The sequence below is a fragment of the Pseudomonas sp. Irchel s3f10 genome (genome assembly GCF_900187515.1).
In the GTDB taxonomy this organism is placed as follows: Bacteria; Pseudomonadota; Gammaproteobacteria; order Pseudomonadales; family Pseudomonadaceae; genus Aquipseudomonas; species Aquipseudomonas tensinigenes.
In genome coordinates, this window is the sequence record NZ_FYDZ01000007.1 from 302,229 (window position 1) to 318,767 (window position 16,539).

Sequence of the window (16,539 nt, forward strand, 5' to 3'; positions counted from 1 at the left end):
CAGTCGGGGTTTTTCTCATGTTTCTTACACTTGATCAGGCATCAGAAGATGTTGATCGGGTAGTCCACGAATACACGCAGTTCGTTACCGCTGACGTTGTACTCGCTGGATTTCTGCGAAACACGCAGGATCGAGCTACGCAGTTTCACGCTGAGGTCTTTGGCCGGGCCAGATTGCACGACGTATTTGAACTGGTTGAAGATCTCGCGCTCGGTGCCGCCTTCGCTGGTGGAGGTGGTGATGTTGTCGCCACGCACGTAAGCGAAGTTGTAGCTCAGACCCGGTACGCCGAAAGCGCCGAAGTCGAGGCCGTAGCCCAACTGCCAGCTGCGCTCGTCTTCAGCGTTGAAGTCGGACCAGTAGGAGTTGGCCAGGTAGATGGAGTTACCACCGTCACCGACGCGGTGTTGATCTTTCTGGTAACCGCCATAGGCGTAGCCCAGGTTGCTGTCGCCGGTGGAGCGCTGGTGCGCCACGGTGAACGAGTGCGGGCCAGTGGCGAATGTCGCGGCCAGGCTCCAGATCTTGTTGTCGCGACCGGTCACGATGCTTTCGCCCGGAACGGTGTTTTCGCGAACGTACGAGCTGTCGAGCTTGGTGCGATAGCCGTTGAAGTCCAGGGTCAGCGACTGATCCTTGTTGAACGGCAACACGTAGTTGGCGTTTACGTATTGTTTCTTCAATACGTCTTCGACGTCGGAAGCGTACAACGCACCTTTGAAGTTCTCGGTGAACTGGTAGCTACCGCCCAACACGTTGATCGACTTCAGACCACCGCTGTCACGGCCTTCATCGCTCTTGCGCGATTCGGCGGTGAAACGACCGGCGTTCAGTTCTAGGCCTTTGATCTCTTTGGAAGTGATCAGGGTACCGGTGTAGCTTTCCGGCAGCAGACGCACATTGTCGTAGCTCAGCACCGGCAGGGCCGGCATCTGGTCGCCGTAGGTCAACACGGTGTTGGAGAAGCGGAACTTCACCGCGGCACCGCCCTTCGCTATGTCATGGTTCGCGCGACCGTCATTTTCCTGCTTGAAGAAATCGATACCACCGGCGCCGCTGCGGCCCTTGCCGCCGTCCAGACGCAGTGCGTACAGACCGAAAGCGTCGACACCGACACCCACGGTGCCCTGGGTGAAGCCGGACGAGAACGTACCGATGGCCGCTTGGCCCCACTCGGCCTTGTCTTTGTTGCCGTCTTTGTAATCACGATTGATGTAGGCATTGCGCAGCAGCACTTTGAGGCTGCTGTCTTCAACAAAACCCTTGGACTCGGCCTGGTCGTTAGCCATGGCCTGAGTGGCGCTCAACATCCCCAGTGCGATCAGACTGATTCGCTTGTTCAACATTTTGTTTTCCTTATTACGGGTTGAAACGCGCTGTGTCGAACGGCGGAAACGGCGCTTTTGCACTCTTTTATTCACCCCGAAACAAAAAGGCCCGCCCACGATAAAGTGATGGCGGGCCTGCTCCTTGTTTTGAGTCATGGCGGTTGGCCACAGGCGTTGGGCCGAATCGTAGCCGCGCCCTCAACAATGTGTCAATTTCAAGAATCGTCTTTAAATAGGTAAAAATCGTCTAAGAAACGTAAATTTTGCGCTGACTCCTTGCTGGGAAATGCAAACAGCCAGTGAATCCAGCGCGTATCAGGCGCAACCATCGATAGAACAAAATGCAGAAGTTTTACCGGTTTCATCGAGGACGATTGCCTGTTGCAACCAATCGGCAAATGCCTGCGGCTTGCCCAGCCAAGGGCTGATGTCGATCAACTGGAACGTGCCATTCTGCTCCAGAGCAAGCGTAGGAAAACCCTGACCGCCCAACTGAGCCAAAAACTGGCGACTGGCTTTGATGTGCCCCTCGCTATCAACGGACTCAAACGCAATGTGGAAATCTTCCTGCGCATAGCCCATCTGCATGGCCAATTCCAACAGCACGGCTGAATCGGCAATGCGTCGCCCTTCCACATAGTGCGCGGTCTGCAACCGCCCCAACATGCGCAGGCCGCCTCGGTCGATGGCTTCGGCCGCCATGACCGCCGCAATCGGTGGCGTCGAATCGAACACGGCCGAGTGATCGCGCAGCAAGCCGTCGAAATACGCCTCGCCGAAAGGCTGGCCGGTGTACTCGGCAATGCGTCGGTCGTGGGGCATGACGTAATTGCGCAGTTGCGAGGAAACCGGCTGGCGGTTGGCGCCACTCATCATGCCCCCGGCATGGGCAATCACTGGCAGCACCTGTTGTGCGGATTCAATCAGCGGCTTGGCGCCATAACACCAGCCACACAGCGGGTCGTAGATGTAATGAAGAATCATGGGGAAACTCCGGCAAAAGTGAGGAAAATCGATGGCGGCAGATTAGTCCCCGCACTCATGCGGAAAAACGCTGGAATGGCTTTCAGTCTGTTTCACGAATCGGTCGAATTGGCCGACCGGTCAGATTGTGTCGAACCGGACACAAATTGAAACAATCAGACAAGGGTACTTATAAGGAATAATTAACGGAAGTAAATGCAAAGCATTACCATTCGCGCGATCGAATTCTTCTACCCTTTCGGATGCGCTGTTCAATGCCTGCCCCGTTCCGTCTTACGCCCGTCACCCTTGGGCTTTCTGCTTTTCTGTCCAGTGGTTTTGCCTATTCGGCGACCGAATTACCCGCCACCGCGATCAGTGCCGAAGCGCAAGCCGATGATCCGCGCGTGAAGCTCAGCAGCACCGCGACGCGCACCTCAACGCCGGTGCGTTATGTGCCGCAGGCGATTGATTCGATCAAGACCTCGAACGTCGCCAACTACGGCACCAATGACATCGGCGACGCCTTGAGCGGCATGCCCAACGTCAGCAGCAGCGCCGACACCCGCTTCGACAGCCTGCGTATTCGCGGTTTCGATGCCAGCAACGACTTCTATCTGGACGGCATCCGCGACGACAGCCAATACAAGCGCGACTTGCACAACATCGAACGCGTCGAAGTGCTCAAAGGCCCGGCCGCCGTGCTGTATGGCCGTGGCAGTCAGGGCGGGATCGTCAACCGCGTGAGCAAAATGCCCGAGTTCGGCCGCCGCTCGACCATCGAGGCCCAGGCTGGCAGCGAAGATTTGCGTAGCCTTTACGCCGACCTCAGCACTGATCCGAGCGAAAACATCAGCCTGCGCCTGAACATGGGCAACATGGATGAAAACAGCTTCCGTGATGGCGTCAGTGGCAACCGCCAACTGTTCGCGCCGTCGATGAGCTGGCAACTGACGCCGGACCTGAACTGGCTGGTGCAGTACGAATACAGCCGTTACAACCGCACCCCGGATCGCGGCATCCCCGGCGTCAACGGACGCCCGGCGGATGTCGGTCGCGACACGACCTATGGCAACGATCACGACTTCATCGACGACAAGTCGCAATCGCTGCGCTCGAAACTCACTTACGAAATCAACGACAACTGGCAACTGCGCCAGACCCTCGGCGTGTTCAAGCTCGACAGTGATTTCGACAACACCTACCTCACCGGTTACACGCCGGCGACCAACAAGGTCACGCGCCAGCACTGGCAGCAGGATCTGACCACCCGCAACGTCTATAACAACCTCGAACTGGAAGGTGGATTCGATACCTTCGGGCTTGAGCATCGCTTGCTCACGGGCGTCGAGATCGGCAGCCAGCGCCGCGATCCGACGCTGTACAACGCCGCCACTGGCAGAACGCCCGGCGCGCAGCCGGTGCCGTCGCTCGACTTGTACAACCCGAATCGCGATCTGCGCCACACCGGCAGCATGCAGGTCTCCAGCAGCAGCCACACCGAAGTCGAAAGCCGTGCGGTGTACGTCCAGGACCAACTGCGCCTGAACGATCAATGGCAAGTGCTCGCCGGTCTGCGCTACGACACTTTCGATATCGAGTCGACCAACAAGCTGCGCAACATTTCTGAAGATCGCGACAGCCACAGCACCAGCCCGCGTGTGGGCCTGGTCTGGACGCCGCTGCAAAACCATTCGTTCTATGCCTCATGGTCGAAGACATTTTCACCAGTGGGCGGCGGCTTGATCGGCATCACCCCGGGCGCGGCCGGCAACACCAACGACCTCAGTCCCGAGCTGACCAAGCAGAAAGAAATCGGCGTGAAGAGCGACTGGTTTGATGACCGCTTGAGTACCACGCTGGCGATCTATGACCTGGAGCTCTACAACCGCCGAACCAGCGATCCTAATGACCCGACGCTGACCGTGATGTCCGGTCTGCAACGTTCGCGCGGGATCGAGTTGACCGCCACCGGTAACATCGTCGGCAACTGGTACATGCGCGGTGGCGTCGGTGTGCAGGATGCGAAGATCGAGAAGGACAACAACGGCCTGGAAGGCAAACGCATCAACAACGTCGCCAAGCACAACGGCAGCCTGTTCCTGACCTGGAAACCGGATATGGGCTGGTACGGCGAAACCGGTCTGACCCTGGTTGGCCAACGTTATGCCGATAACGCCAACACCACCGTGTTGCCGGGTTACGGCCGTTGGGATGCGCTGGTCGGTTACCGCTTCAAGGATTGGGATTTGCGTACGGCGCTGAACAACATCACCGATCGCGAATATTACGCGTCGGCGACCAGCCAGTATCAAATCCAGCCGGGTGCGCCGCGTAGCGTCGTGATGACCGGCACCTATTCCTTCTGATTCAACGCAAAACCTGTAGGAGTGAGCCTGCTCGCGATAGCGGTGTGTCAGTCGACATCAATATCAACTGACACACCGCTATCGCGAGCAGGCTCACTCCTACAATGGTTTTGTATCGGGCATAAAAAAGCGCCGCCATCCCGGCAGCGCTTTGACCAATCCCTGTTGTTGTTCTTATCCCTCCATCACAGCCCACAACGCGTCCAGTTCGGCCTCGCTGAACAGGTCAGCGGGGTAACGCTCGATCATCATCCGGCGCGGATCAGGTTGCCTGATCTGACGCGTTCCATTGGACTTCAACCAGTGCGCGACAATCTGGAGCGATTCGCCGTTAACGGCCATGGGATGCAACGTCCGCTCGCTGACTACGTTCACTTCGGCGTTCATTTCAGCGCTCTCTCCCCGTTCATGAGCGGCTACGTTATCCAAGGTTTATGACAGAACTGTTGAAGTTCTCCTCCCTCCCTAGTGCACGAGTGATGAATACAAGAGCTATGCCAATGTTTCGCTGTTGTCGACAAGCGGATACAAAGAAGCCCGCAGTCCAACCGGGCTGCGGGCTTGTGTGCATGCATAGCGAGCTAATCATTGCTCGGCCGATTTGTTAATCAACTCAAGCTGTTACGACTCAACTCACTCTTTGTGCGGCGCGGGTTGCTGTTGGGTAAGGCAGTGGATATTACCGCCACCCAGTAACAGTTCACGGCCCGGCACCATCACCACTTCGTGCTGCGGAAACAGCTTCTGCAGAATCTCTTTCGCCGGGGCATCCATTGGATCGTCGAAGCTCGGCGCGATGATGCCGCCGTTGACGATCAGGAAATTCACGTAGGAACCGGCCAGGCGCACAGACGGATTGCGCTCCTGCGTCCCGTCCACCGGATCGACACCGGCGCACTCTTCTTCGGTCGCGTAGAGCGGCCCCGGAATCGGCATTTTGTGCACCGTGAACGGGCGACCCTTGGCGTCGGTGCTGCTTTGCAGGACTTTCATCGCAGCCTGGCAGCGCGGGTAGTTCGGATCCTGCGGGTCGTCGGTCCACGCCAGCAGCACTTCGCCCGGACGCACGTAGCAGCAGAAGTTATCCACATGGCCGTCGGTTTCGTCGTTGAACAAACCGTCCGGCAGCCAGATGATTTTATCCACAGACAGATTGGCGCTGAGTACCGCTTCAATCTCTTCGCGGCCCAGATGTGGATTGCGGTTGCGGTTGAGCAGGCATTCTTCGGTGGTGATCAGCGTGCCTTCGCCGTCGACGTGAATCGAACCGCCTTCGAGCACAAAACCTTCAGTGCGATAACGCGGGCTGCGCTCGATCTCGAGGATCTTGCCGCCGACCTGCGAGTCGCGATTCCACGGCGAATACAGACCGCCATCGAAACCGCCCCACGCGTTGAAGTCCCAGTTCACACCGCGCACTTCGCCGCTGTTGTTGATGACGAAGGTCGGGCCGCTGTCACGTACCCAGGCGTCATCGCTGGACATCTCGACCACGCGGATATTCGGCACGTCGAGGCGCGCGCGGGCGTTTTCGTATTGGCCGGCGGAAACGGCCACGGTGACGGGTTCAAAACGCGCGATGGCTTTGGCCACCGCAGCGTGTGCGGCTTGCGCCGGTTTGCCGCCCAGACGCCAGTTGTCCGGGCGCTCGGGCCAGATCATCCAGGTTTGCGTTTGCGGCGCCCACTCGGCCGGCATGTGAAAGCCGTCGGCGCGCGGGGTACTTTTCAAGGTGGTCATCGGGATCAGGACTCCAGGGAACCGTCGAGGGTTTTCAACGCACCGTACAGGTTCGGACGGCGGTCACGGAATGAACCCCACGCGCTGCGAATGTGTTCGAGCTCGTCGAGGTTGAAAGTGTGCACAAGAATACCTTCTTCGGTTTTATTCATCTCCTGCACTTTTTCGCCGAACTGGTTGGCGATGAACGAAGAGCCGTAGAACGTGATGTCGTAGCCGTCCTGTTCTTCGTTGCCGATGCGGTTGCTGGCAATCAGCGGCATCAGGTTGGCGCCGGCGTGCCCCTGCTGCACACGCTGCCAATGATCGCGCGAGGAGATGGTTTTGTCGTGCGGCTCGCTGCCGATTGCGGTTGGGTAAAACAGAATTTCCGCGCCTTGCAGGGCCATGCTGCGTGCAGCTTCCGGGAACCACTGATCCCAGCAGATGCCCACGCCGATCTTCGCGTAACGGGTGTTCCACACTTTGAAACCGGTGTCGCCCGGGTTGAAGTAGTACTTCTCGTGGTAACCCGGGCCATCCGGGATGTGGCTTTTACGATAAATCCCGAGGTTGCTGCCGTCGGCATCGATGATCGCGATGCTGTTGAAACGTGCGCGGCCGGCCAGTTCGTAGAAGCTGATCGGCAGTACCACTTGCAGCTCTTTGGCGATTTTCTGGAAATGTTTGATCGCGACGTTTTCTTCCACCGTCGTCGCCAGTTGCAGGTAGTCCGGGTTTGGCTTCTGGCAGAAGTACGGCGCCTCGAACAGCTCCTGAATCAGGATGATCTGTGCGCCTTTGGCGGCGGCTTCACGCACCAGCCTTTCAGCGATTTCGAGGTTGGCTTGCAGATCCCAGGAACAGGCCATCTGAGTGGCGGCAACGGTAACGATACGGCTCATGAATCATCTCCGGGCAAGTGCTTTGGCGGTCGACAATTCGACCGAAAAGAAAACGCGCGCACCGGACATGAGATCGCCATGCCGGAGCAATGGCGACTTTATAGCCGATAAATATCGGCTTTAGTAGCTTGTTAAATGCCTTTCGTCTAAATAAACCAAACAAAAGCCGATATAAATCGAATTATTGTCGCACTTTCTGTAGGAGCTGCCGAAGGCTGCGATCTTTTGATCTTGATTTTAAAAAGCAGAATCAACAGATCGCAGCCTTCGGCAGCTCCTACACGTGATCAGCGTTACAGGCCTTCTGTGAGGACTCGGTCGAGCATGTCGACAAAGAAATCCACGCTCTGGCGCGACGTCACCATCGGCGGTTTGATCTTGAGAATGTTCAGATCATCACCGGTCGGCTGCATGAAAACCCCCAATTCACGCAAGCGATCGCACAGCAGCGCGGTCTCCTCGGTCGCCGGCTCCAGCGTCTCGCGATTACGAATCAGCTCAAGCCCGAGATAGAACCCGGAACCGTGCACCGCGCCCACCAGCGGATGTTTATCGATCAGCGCTTCGAGCCGCGCCTTGAAGTGGCCACCGACCACCTGTGCGTTTTCCCAGAGTTTTTCTTCTTCCATGACATCGAGCACCGCCATGCCGATCTGGCAGCTCACCGGACTGCCGCCCGCCGATGAGAAGAAATAGCCCTCGGCCTCCAGCGCCTCGGCAATTTCCCGCCGCGTGATGACCGCACCCAGCGGTTGACCGTTGCCCATGCCCTTGGCCATGCAAATGATGTCCGGCACCACGCCCTGCTCTTCAAAGCCCCAGAAGAAATGGCCCATGCGCCCGTACCCGACCTGCACTTCGTCGGCGATGCACACGCCGCCCTGCGCGCGCACCAACCCGTACACCTGTTTCAAATATCCCGGCGGCAGCGAGATACCGCCGGCATTGCCATACACCGGCTCACAGATAAACCCGGCCAATTGGCGCTTCTGCTCGGCGAGCTTCCCCAGGTGGTGCTCAACGCTGCGCACATAATCCGGCGCTGAATCGAGACCGCGGAATTCACCGCGATAAGTGTTTGGCGCAGATACCGGATGCACCCAGTCCGGGCGACTTTCAAGGGCTTTCGGGTTGTCGGCAATCGACGTCGAGACCGCATCGGCGCCAATGGTCCAGCCGTGATAGGCCTCGAGCACGCTGATCATGTCGCGACCGCCGCTATAGGCCCACGCCAGACGAATCGCCAGGTCGTTGGCCTCGCTGCCGCTGTTGACCAGAAACACCCGATCCATGCCCTCCGGCGCCAGCTTCAGCAAGCGCTCGGAAAACTCCGCCACCGCCGCATAGTTGAACCGCGAATTGGTGTTGAGCAACGACCACTGGCGAGCCGCGACCGCTGCCATGCGCGGGTGACCATGACCGAGCACCGCAACATTGTTGAGCATGTCCAGATAGGAACGGCCCTGCATGTCGATCAGGTGATTGCGCCAGCCACGTTCGATACGCGGCGGATCGGCGTAGTAGTGTTTTTGCGTACGAGCGAAACTGGCATCGCGGCGTTCGAGTAACGTTTTCGCGTCCAGCTCCGGCTCGGCATCGCAGGCCAGCCCCAACAATGCGGCCGGCGATGGGCACAGCGCCTGCCAAGCCGCGGCATGCGCCGGGGGGCAAAACAGCGGCGCATTGAGCTGCGCGCCCCGACACAACTGCACCTGCAACGGGCCGCTGACCGCGCCCAGCACCTGACCTTTGACCAGCGCCGCGCCGCTGTGCAGCGACGGTGTCACGCCCCACAGGCGCACGCTGAGTTGCGGGCCATCCAGTTGCAGCACACCGTCAGTTGCCTGATGCACGACGCCAGCGAACGGAGCCTCCACGGCGGTACCATCGGGCACACGCAATTCCACGTGCAGCGGGAAGGTGTCCGGTTCAACGGCACAGTCGGGACGAGTGCGCGACAAACGGTACTGACCATAACGGCTCGCCGCCAAACCATGGGCCGCCGCCGCTTCGTTCAACAGGTGCTGATCGATACCCTCCTGCTCCCAGTTGCCGGCCTCGAAATGCGGACTCAGGACACCGAGATCGATCAGCGCAAACTCGCGCCCGACCAGACCGGGCAGCAATGGCGCAAAACCTGCGCTGTCGATCGCCGGCAATGCGTGACCGACGGCAGTGAGGATCGCCGCTTCCATCAGCGCCTGTGGCACCGATGTCGCCACCCTGAAGATTTCCCACTCATGGCTGAGGTTGTCGCGGCTGTAAGTATTCGTCGGGTCGATGCTGACCTGTTGCTCGCCACTAAGCACCAATACCGCCGCGCGCGCGACGATCAATGGCCACAGTGCTTGCAGCTCCTCATGTTGCAGCGGGTTGACCGCGTGGTAGGCCTGCACCGCCGGCAGGATGACAAACGGTTCACCATCGGCGTGATGCAGCAACGCCGCACACGTCACCGACAGATCGGTGATGCGCCAGGTGCGCACCAGATCGCCAAAGTCGATCACACCCTGCAACTGCCAGTGACGCTGGGCATGGCGCGCCCAGACAGCGTTGTCATCGGTGATGTCCATGTGGATCGCCTGCACCGGCAGCTTGTCCAGCAACGGCTGCAAGCGGCGCTCGGCCTGCGCGGCGGCGTCGGCGATCGATGTGCGTTGCTGCTCATCCCTGATCACCGGCAGAAGGTGGCTGATCAGTGCGCTGGCGTGGCGGGCATCCCACTGCAACGTGCGCTCAAGTCCCGGATGGTCGAACCCGGCCAACGCCAGATCCATCTCGCCGCAGAGCCGGCCAAACCCCGCCACCACGTCGCGCCCCAAGTGTTCGAGATGCGTGAGCGGCTGGCCCTCGATGTAATCCAGCAGCCGCACATGAACGGTTTCGCCGCCGACTTCCAGTGACAGCAGGTCTTCGCCGTTATTGGCCGCGATCACCCGCGGCACCGTCACCGCGCAGTGTTCGGCCAGATACTTGAGTCCGGCATGCTGGGCTTGCAGCTCCACCAGGGCGTAATCGCCTCGGCAGATTTTCAGCACGAAGCGCCCGCGTGGGCTGTCGACGCGAAAATTCAGATCCTGCTGACTGCCAAGAGCCTGCAACGTGCCGCTAAGCCCGTAATGCTCCGCCAGCCATTGCCGGGCCTGCTCGGCAGACACCTGCGGGCTGGGCAAACTGGCACGATGAATCAACGTGGCGAGCGGCATGAAACGACCCCTGAAATGTTATTAGGCGCCTATATCGCCATTGCTGGACGGGATCCGCAACCCCCAACCGCGCAAAGGTATACGGGCTATTTGTCTTCCAGCACTCGCACCCTCCGGCACTTTGCGCAAGAATGTCGGCCATTCACACCAGCCTATGGAAGTCCCCATGAATGTAATCACCACCGACCTGCCCAGTGTCCTGATCATCGAACCGAAGGTGTTTGGTGACGAGCGCGGCTTTTTCTACGAGAGCTTCAATGCCAAAGCGTTCCAGGACGCCACCGGTCTGGACACGCAATTCGTCCAGGACAACCACTCGCGTTCGCAAAAAGGCGTGTTGCGTGGCCTGCATTACCAACTGCAAAACACCCAGGGCAAACTGGTCCGCGTGACCGTTGGCGAAGTATTGGATGTGGCCGTGGATATTCGCCGCAGCTCGCCGCACTTCGGCAAATCGGTGGCGGTGCGCCTTTCAGCGGAAAACCATCGTCAACTGTGGGTGCCGGAAGGTTTCGCCCATGGTTTCGTGGTGCTGAGCGAGTTCGCTGAATTCCTCTACAAGACCACCAACTACTACGATCCATCGTCCGAGCGCAGCATTCGTTGGGATGACCCGGCTCTGGGCATCGACTGGCAGCTGGACGAAGCGCCGAAGCTGTCCGCCAAGGATCAGGCCGCAGCCCTGCTCAAGGACGCTGACGTCTTCGCCTGAGGCCGGGCATAATGCGTCTGTCCCTACAGGCGCATTTGGCTCATGAAACCAACCCTTCCCCCCAGACCCCGCTGGCGCAGTCTCGCGCTGCTGGCCCTGTGCCTGGCGCCGCTGCTGTGGCCGCTGGAACATCTCGCCGAGCGCTATTACCGCAGCGAACTGGCCGGCCAGAACCGCCAGACCCTCGACCTGTACGTCGCCAACCTGCTGGGCACCCTGCACCGCTATGAAGTGTTGCCGCAAATCCTCGGCGACCTGCCGGCGCTGCGCGCGGTACTCGGTGCGCCGGACGACGGCGTCACCCAAGGCAATGCCAATCGCCTGCTGAAGAACATTGCCGCGCAGACTGGCGCCGAAGTCATGTACCTGATGGACACCAGCGGCCAGACACTGGCGGCGTCGAACTGGGACAAGCATGACAGTTTTGTCGGCCGCAATTTTTCTTTCCGCCCCTACTTCAGCGAAGCCATGGCCGGACGTCTAGGGCGCTTCTTCGGCCTCGGCACCACGTCGGCCAAACGCGGTTATTTCTTCGCCGCCGCCGTGCGTAACGGCGAAAAGATCATCGGCGTGCTGGTGATCAAGGTCGACCTCGACCACACCGAAAGCCTTTGGGGTAAAACCCCGGAACAACTGTTGGTCACCGACCACAACGGCGTGGTCATCCTCACCTCGCGCCCCGAATGGCGCTTTCGCTCGACCCGTAACTTGAGCGACAGCGAACGCTCGGCGATCACTGCCATCCAGCCCTACCCGACCCGCGATCCGCGCCCGCTTAACCTTAGTCCGACGGCGTGGCTGATCCAGACCCACGACATTGCCGAAACAGGCTGGAGCGTCAGCATCCTCGCCCCGCGCACGCTGATTGATCGCCCGGTGCGGACCGTGGTTGCCATCGGCGGCGCCACGTTGTTGGTACTGATGCTATTGCTCGGTCTGATGATGCAGCGCCGTCGGCATTATCTGGAACGCATCGCGTTCGAGGCCAAGGCACGCCGCGAACTGGAAGGCCGCGTCGCCGAGCGCACCAGCGACCTCGAAGGCCTCAACCGGCGTTTGAAAGAAGAAGTACTGGAGCGTGAACAAGCCCAGCAGGAACTGGTGCGCGCCCAGGACGATCTGGTCCAGGCCGGCAAGTTGTCGGCACTGGGGACCATGTCAGCGAGCATCAGCCACGAACTCAATCAGCCGCTGGCAGCGATCCGCAGCTACGCGGAAAACGCCGAGGTGTTGCTCGATCATCAGCGCACCGACGATGCGCGCGGCAACCTTAAACTGATCAGCGAACTGACCGGGCGCATGGCCTCGATCATCGCCCACCTGCGCGCCTTCGCCCGCCGCGATCGCCACGCGCCGGAAAGCGTTGCCCTGCAACCGGCGCTCGACGATGCGCTGGCCTTGCTCGCCAAACGGCGCCGCAGCATGGAGGTTGAGCTGATTCGCGATCTGCCAGCCGCGACTCTGTGGGTCGAGGCAGGGGAAACGCGCCTGCGTCAGGTGCTCGGCAATCTGCTGGCCAACGCCCTCGATGCCCTCACCGAAAAAGGTCCGCCACGCAAACTGTGGTTGAGTGCCGAATCCACCGCCGAGGGCGTCAATCTGTACATTCGCGACAACGGCCCAGGGTTCTGCATGGAAGCCCTCGGCCGCGCCAGCGAGCCCTTCTACACCACCAAGACCCGCACTCAGGGCTTGGGTTTGGGGCTGGCAATCTGTGAAACGCTGATGCGCGCCTTCGGTGGTGAACTGTCGTTTGCCAACCACAAGCAAGGCGGCGCCTTGATTACCCTGCGGCTGCGCGCCGGTGCGCCCGGGGTCAGCCTGCAACCGTCCGAGGATCGAAGTGCATGACCATCGACAATCGCATTCAGGTGGTGTTGATCGACGACGATCCGCACCTGCGTCAGGCCCTCGGCCAGACACTGGATCTGGCCGGTCTGAAAATTCTGCCGCTGTCCGAAGCCAAGGGTCTGGCGGCGCAGCTTGAGCGTGACTGGCCCGGCGTGGTGGTCAGCGACATTCGCATGCCGGGCATGGACGGACTGGAATTGCTCAGCGAATTGCACGCGCAGGATCCGGAATTACCCGTGCTGCTGATCACTGGGCACGGCGATGTGCCGCTGGCGGTGCAAGCCATGCGTGCCGGCGCTTATGACTTTCTCGAAAAACCCTTCGCCAGCGACGCACTGCTCGACAGCGTGCGCCGTGCCCTCGCCCTGCGCCGGCTGGTGCTCGACAACCGCAGCTTGCGTCTGGCACTGAGTGACCGCAATGAACTGAGCGCGCGACTGGTCGGCCATTCGACACCGATGCTGCGCCTGCGTGAGCAGATCGGCGCGCTCGCCGCGACCAAGGCTGACGTGCTGATCCTCGGCGAAACCGGCGCCGGTAAAGAAGTGGTCGCCCGTGCGCTGCACGATTTGTCCAGCCGCCGTAACGGCCCGTTCGTGGCGATCAATGCCGGCGCACTGGCCGAGTCAGTGGTCGAAAGCGAACTGTTCGGCCACGAGCCCGGCGCGTTCACCGGTGCGCAAAAACGCCGGATCGGCAAGTTCGAATTCGCCAATGGCGGCACGCTGTTTCTCGATGAAATCGAAAGCATGAGCATGGACGTGCAGGTGAAGTTGCTGCGCATGCTGCAGGAGCGCGTCGTCGAGCGGTTGGGCGGCAATCAACTGATCCCGCTGGACATCCGCGTGATCGCCGCAACCAAGGAAGACCTGCGCCAGGCCGCCGATCAAGGCCGCTTCCGCGCCGACTTGTATTACCGCCTCAACGTCGCGCCACTGCGCATCCCGCCGCTGCGCGAACGCGGCGAAGATGCGCTGGTGCTGTTCCAGCATTACGCCGATGAAGCCAGCGCCCGCCACGGTTTACCGCCGCATGAACTGCAACCGGCGCAACGCGCCTTGCTGCTGCGCCACACCTGGCCGGGCAACGTGCGTGAACTGCAGAATGCCGCCGAACGCTTTGCTCTTGGACTGGAACTGGCGCTGGATCACAGCGGCGCCGAAGGTGCCGGCGCCACCGTGGAAGTCACTGGCGGCGGTCTCAGCGAGCAGGTGGAAAATTTCGAAAAATCCTTGATCGCGGCCGAACTGGGGCGCTCCCACAGTTCAGTGCGCAGCCTCGCCGAAGCCTTGGGCATTCCGCGCAAAACCCTGCATGACAAATTGCGCAAGCATGGCCTCAACTTCGGCGACAGTAGCCATGGGGACGAGAACGAATGAGCACAGACAGTCGCTATCTGGAGTCGGTTCTGCATCACGACATTCCCCTGACCCGGGACATGGGGCTGAAAGTGCTTGCCTGGCATGAACAGCAGTTGAGTCTGCATCTGCCCCTCGATCCGAACGTCAATCACAAGAGCACCATGTTCGGCGGCAGCCTTTACTGCGGCGCGGTGCTGGCCGGTTGGGGGTGGTTGCATTTGCGCTTGAAGGAAGAAGGCATCACCGACGGGCACATCGTGATTCAGGAGGGGCAGATCAGTTATCCGCTTCCGGTCACTGGAGATGCCGTGGCGATTTGCCCGGCGCCGGATTCAGCGGTGTGGAAGAAGTTTCTGGCGATGTATCGGCGTTATGGGCGGGCGCGGTTGGCGCTCGATACGCGGATCGTCAATCAGGGCAGCGAAGAAGACGCCGTGACATTTACCGGGCAGTACGTTTTGCACCGCTGAAGATCAAGAGCCCCTCACCCTAACCCTCTCCCCGAGGGAGAGGGAACTGACCGAGGTGTCTTGCGTTATACATCGACCTGAAAGACCGCAGCGATTGTGGATTCAGCAAAGCTCGACCAGGTCGGCGCAGCTCTCAAATATCCTGTGGTCGGCTCCCTCTCCCGGGGGAGAGGGCTGGGGTGAGGGGGATTGCGGATCAGCCCACTTAACCCCGAGCCAACTCCAACAATCTGGAACGCCACGCCGCCTTCGCCGGCAGCGCCAAAAAGAACTCGTTCAGCAGTGATTCCCGCGCCGGATAGCAGAACGCCGCCCCACGCAGATCCAGTACCTCACCGCCCGCCCCTTCCAGCACACCTTGCGCCGCCGCCGTGTCCCATTGCGAAGTCGGTGCCAGGCGCGGATAGCAATCCGCCGCGCCTTCCGCCAGCAGGCAAAATTTCAGCGAGCTGCCGATATTGGCCAATTGCAACTCGCCCAGACTCGCACTCAACCCCGCCAGCAAACGCTCTTGCTCGGGACTCGAATGACGACGGCTGGCCACCACGGTAAATGCCTCACCCGGTGCCGGCACATCACGCACCTGAATCGCAACCGGCGTGCCGCCCTTGTCGCAGCGCCACGCACCAAGACCGGCGCCTCCCACGTAGAAACGACCATTGGTTGGCATCGACACCACGCCAAACACCACACGACCGTTTTCGATCAGCGCAATATTCACAGTGAACTCTTCACTGCCGCTGATGAACTCCTTGGTGCCATCCAGCGGATCCACCAGCCACCAGCGCTGCCAGCCGGCGCGTACGCTCTGAGGGATGTTGGCGTCTTCTTCCGACAACACTGGAATGCTCGGATCCAGCACCGTCAGCCCGGCGACAATCAGATGATGCGCGGCCAGATCCGCCGCCGTCACGGGCGAGTCATCGGACTTGGCCGTGACTTCAACGCCGGAGCGCCAGAACGGCAAAGTCGCCTCGCCGGCCTGCAATGCCAGCTCAACGACCGGCGCCATCAACGGGTGGGGAAACGTCATCGATATCTCACTCATGCTGGAAAGAACCCGCGCTCGGTCAGCAGATCGCGGGTCAAATACAGGGCGGCCAGGGCACGACCTTCGGAAAATTGCGGATTGAGCGCCAGCGACGACAGTTCGCGCAGGTTCACCTTATCGACGCGCATCGGCTCAGGCTCATCGCCTTCCAGACGCTCTTCGTACAAATCAGTGGCCAGGACCACCTGAATCTTCTGGCTCATGTAACCGGGCGACAACGACAGCTCGGTCAGATGCTCCAGTTGCCGCGCACCAAAACCAGCCTCTTCCTTGAGTTCGCGCTCGGCCGCTGCCAATACATCCTCGCCGGGCTCGATCAGGCCTTTGGGCAGGGACAACTCATATTCGTCAGTACCGCCGCAATACTCTTCGACCAGCACCGCGTGCTCGGCATCCAGCATCGCTACAATCATCACCGCGCCATAGCCCGCACCTTTGCCAACCAGACGCTCGTACGTGCGCTCCACGCCGTTGGAAAAACGCAGTTTGAGTTCTTCAACGCAAAACAGGCGACTGGTGGCGACGATCTCGCGGGCAAGTACGGTGGGTTTCTGGCGCATGCAAAGCTCCTTGGCGTGAACGCGCTACTATAACGCGGCTTTCC

General features: G+C 60.2%; 13 protein-coding genes. 5 read left to right on the top strand and 8 right to left on the bottom strand.

What is annotated here, in order from left to right:
• Positions 1-41: 41 nt before the first annotated feature.
• On the bottom strand, positions 42-1,346 hold the full coding sequence (locus CKW17_RS17660) for an OprD family porin (protein WP_093430007.1): 1,305 nt from the start codon (positions 1,344-1,346) through the stop codon (positions 42-44).
• Between the two features lie 297 nt (positions 1,347-1,643).
• Positions 1,644-2,312, bottom strand: a complete 669-nt coding sequence (locus CKW17_RS17665; protein WP_095120794.1) for a DsbA family protein — start codon at positions 2,310-2,312, stop codon at positions 1,644-1,646.
• A gap of 254 nt (positions 2,313-2,566) precedes the next feature.
• Between CKW17_RS17665 and CKW17_RS17670 the strand changes: the two genes are divergently transcribed.
• The gene (locus tag CKW17_RS17670; RefSeq protein WP_095120795.1) at positions 2,567-4,660 is read left to right on the top strand and encodes a TonB-dependent siderophore receptor; all 2,094 of its coding nucleotides are present in this window, start codon (positions 2,567-2,569) and stop codon (positions 4,658-4,660) included.
• A gap of 174 nt (positions 4,661-4,834) precedes the next feature.
• On the opposite strand, the gene CKW17_RS17675 is transcribed toward CKW17_RS17670, so the two are convergent.
• From CKW17_RS17675 to CKW17_RS17690, 4 genes are all read right to left on the bottom strand, one after another.
• Positions 4,835-5,047 carry a hypothetical protein gene (locus tag CKW17_RS17675; RefSeq protein ID WP_016986304.1) on the bottom strand — a complete coding sequence of 71 codons (213 nt, stop codon included), beginning with the start codon at positions 5,045-5,047 and terminating at the stop codon, positions 4,835-4,837.
• Positions 5,048-5,293: 246 nt separating this feature from the next.
• Positions 5,294-6,400 carry an agmatine deiminase gene (gene aguA, locus CKW17_RS17680; RefSeq protein ID WP_095120796.1) on the bottom strand — a complete coding sequence of 369 codons (1,107 nt, stop codon included), beginning with the start codon at positions 6,398-6,400 and terminating at the stop codon, positions 5,294-5,296.
• A 5-nt stretch (positions 6,401-6,405) separates the two neighbouring features.
• Positions 6,406-7,284: an N-carbamoylputrescine amidase gene (gene aguB, locus CKW17_RS17685; RefSeq protein ID WP_095120797.1), complete on the bottom strand. Its 879-nt coding sequence runs from the start codon at positions 7,282-7,284 to the stop codon at positions 6,406-6,408.
• Positions 7,285-7,577: 293 nt separating this feature from the next.
• Positions 7,578-10,490: an aminotransferase gene (locus CKW17_RS17690; protein ID WP_095120798.1), complete on the bottom strand. Its 2,913-nt coding sequence runs from the start codon at positions 10,488-10,490 to the stop codon at positions 7,578-7,580.
• Between the two features lie 166 nt (positions 10,491-10,656).
• On the opposite strand from CKW17_RS17690, the gene rfbC reads away from it, so the two are divergent.
• From rfbC to CKW17_RS17710, 4 genes are read left to right on the top strand one after another with little or no spacing between them, the layout of a single operon-like run.
• A complete protein-coding gene (gene rfbC, locus CKW17_RS17695; protein WP_095120799.1) occupies positions 10,657-11,202 on the top strand; it encodes a dTDP-4-dehydrorhamnose 3,5-epimerase in 546 nt (181 codons plus the stop codon).
• A gap of 42 nt (positions 11,203-11,244) precedes the next feature.
• Entirely contained in the window at positions 11,245-13,053 is a 1,809-nt protein-coding gene (locus tag CKW17_RS17700; protein ID WP_095120800.1) for an ATP-binding protein, read from the top strand.
• Complete coding sequence (locus tag CKW17_RS17705; RefSeq protein WP_095120801.1) at positions 13,050-14,432, top strand: sigma-54 dependent transcriptional regulator; 1,383 nt, start codon at positions 13,050-13,052, stop codon at positions 14,430-14,432. Before CKW17_RS17700 ends, CKW17_RS17705 begins: the two co-directional genes overlap by 4 nt.
• Complete coding sequence (locus CKW17_RS17710; protein ID WP_095120802.1) at positions 14,429-14,884, top strand: YiiD C-terminal domain-containing protein; 456 nt, start codon at positions 14,429-14,431, stop codon at positions 14,882-14,884. The genes CKW17_RS17705 and CKW17_RS17710 overlap by 4 nt, the downstream gene beginning before the upstream one ends.
• Positions 14,885-15,089: 205 nt before the next feature.
• Here CKW17_RS17710 and cysQ read toward each other — a convergent pair whose 3' ends face one another.
• Together cysQ and nudE are read right to left on the bottom strand one after the other, a co-directional pair.
• The gene (gene cysQ / locus CKW17_RS17715) at positions 15,090-15,917 is read right to left on the bottom strand and encodes a 3'(2'),5'-bisphosphate nucleotidase CysQ (RefSeq protein WP_095120803.1); all 828 of its coding nucleotides are present in this window, start codon (positions 15,915-15,917) and stop codon (positions 15,090-15,092) included.
• Between the two features lie 11 nt (positions 15,918-15,928).
• Positions 15,929-16,495, bottom strand: a complete 567-nt coding sequence (gene nudE / locus CKW17_RS17720; protein WP_034151897.1) for an ADP compounds hydrolase NudE — start codon at positions 16,493-16,495, stop codon at positions 15,929-15,931.
• Positions 16,496-16,539 lie beyond the last annotated feature (44 nt).

Excerpts from the sequence above, each read along its gene's own strand:
- CKW17_RS17665 (WP_095120794.1), bottom strand. The coding sequence starts at position 2,312 with ATGATTCTTCATTACATCTACGACCCGCTGTGTGGCTGGTGTTATGGC.
- CKW17_RS17670 (WP_095120795.1), top strand. The coding sequence starts at position 2,567 with ATGCCTGCCCCGTTCCGTCTTACGCCCGTCACCCTTGGGCTTTCTGCT.
- rfbC (WP_095120799.1), top strand. The coding sequence starts at position 10,657 with ATGAATGTAATCACCACCGACCTGCCCAGTGTCCTGATCATCGAACCG.
- cysQ (WP_095120803.1), bottom strand. The coding sequence starts at position 15,917 with ATGACGTTTCCCCACCCGTTGATGGCGCCGGTCGTTGAGCTGGCATTG.
- CKW17_RS17705 (WP_095120801.1), top strand. The coding sequence starts at position 13,050 with ATGACCATCGACAATCGCATTCAGGTGGTGTTGATCGACGACGATCCG.
- CKW17_RS17700 (WP_095120800.1), top strand. The coding sequence starts at position 11,245 with ATGAAACCAACCCTTCCCCCCAGACCCCGCTGGCGCAGTCTCGCGCTG.
- CKW17_RS17710 (WP_095120802.1), top strand. The coding sequence starts at position 14,429 with ATGAGCACAGACAGTCGCTATCTGGAGTCGGTTCTGCATCACGACATT.
- CKW17_RS17690 (WP_095120798.1), bottom strand. The coding sequence starts at position 10,490 with ATGCCGCTCGCCACGTTGATTCATCGTGCCAGTTTGCCCAGCCCGCAG.
- aguB (WP_095120797.1), bottom strand. The coding sequence starts at position 7,284 with ATGAGCCGTATCGTTACCGTTGCCGCCACTCAGATGGCCTGTTCCTGG.
- CKW17_RS17660 (WP_093430007.1), bottom strand. The coding sequence starts at position 1,346 with ATGTTGAACAAGCGAATCAGTCTGATCGCACTGGGGATGTTGAGCGCC.
- nudE (WP_034151897.1), bottom strand. The coding sequence starts at position 16,495 with ATGCGCCAGAAACCCACCGTACTTGCCCGCGAGATCGTCGCCACCAGT.
- CKW17_RS17675 (WP_016986304.1), bottom strand. The coding sequence starts at position 5,047 with ATGAACGCCGAAGTGAACGTAGTCAGCGAGCGGACGTTGCATCCCATG.
- aguA (WP_095120796.1), bottom strand. The coding sequence starts at position 6,400 with ATGACCACCTTGAAAAGTACCCCGCGCGCCGACGGCTTTCACATGCCG.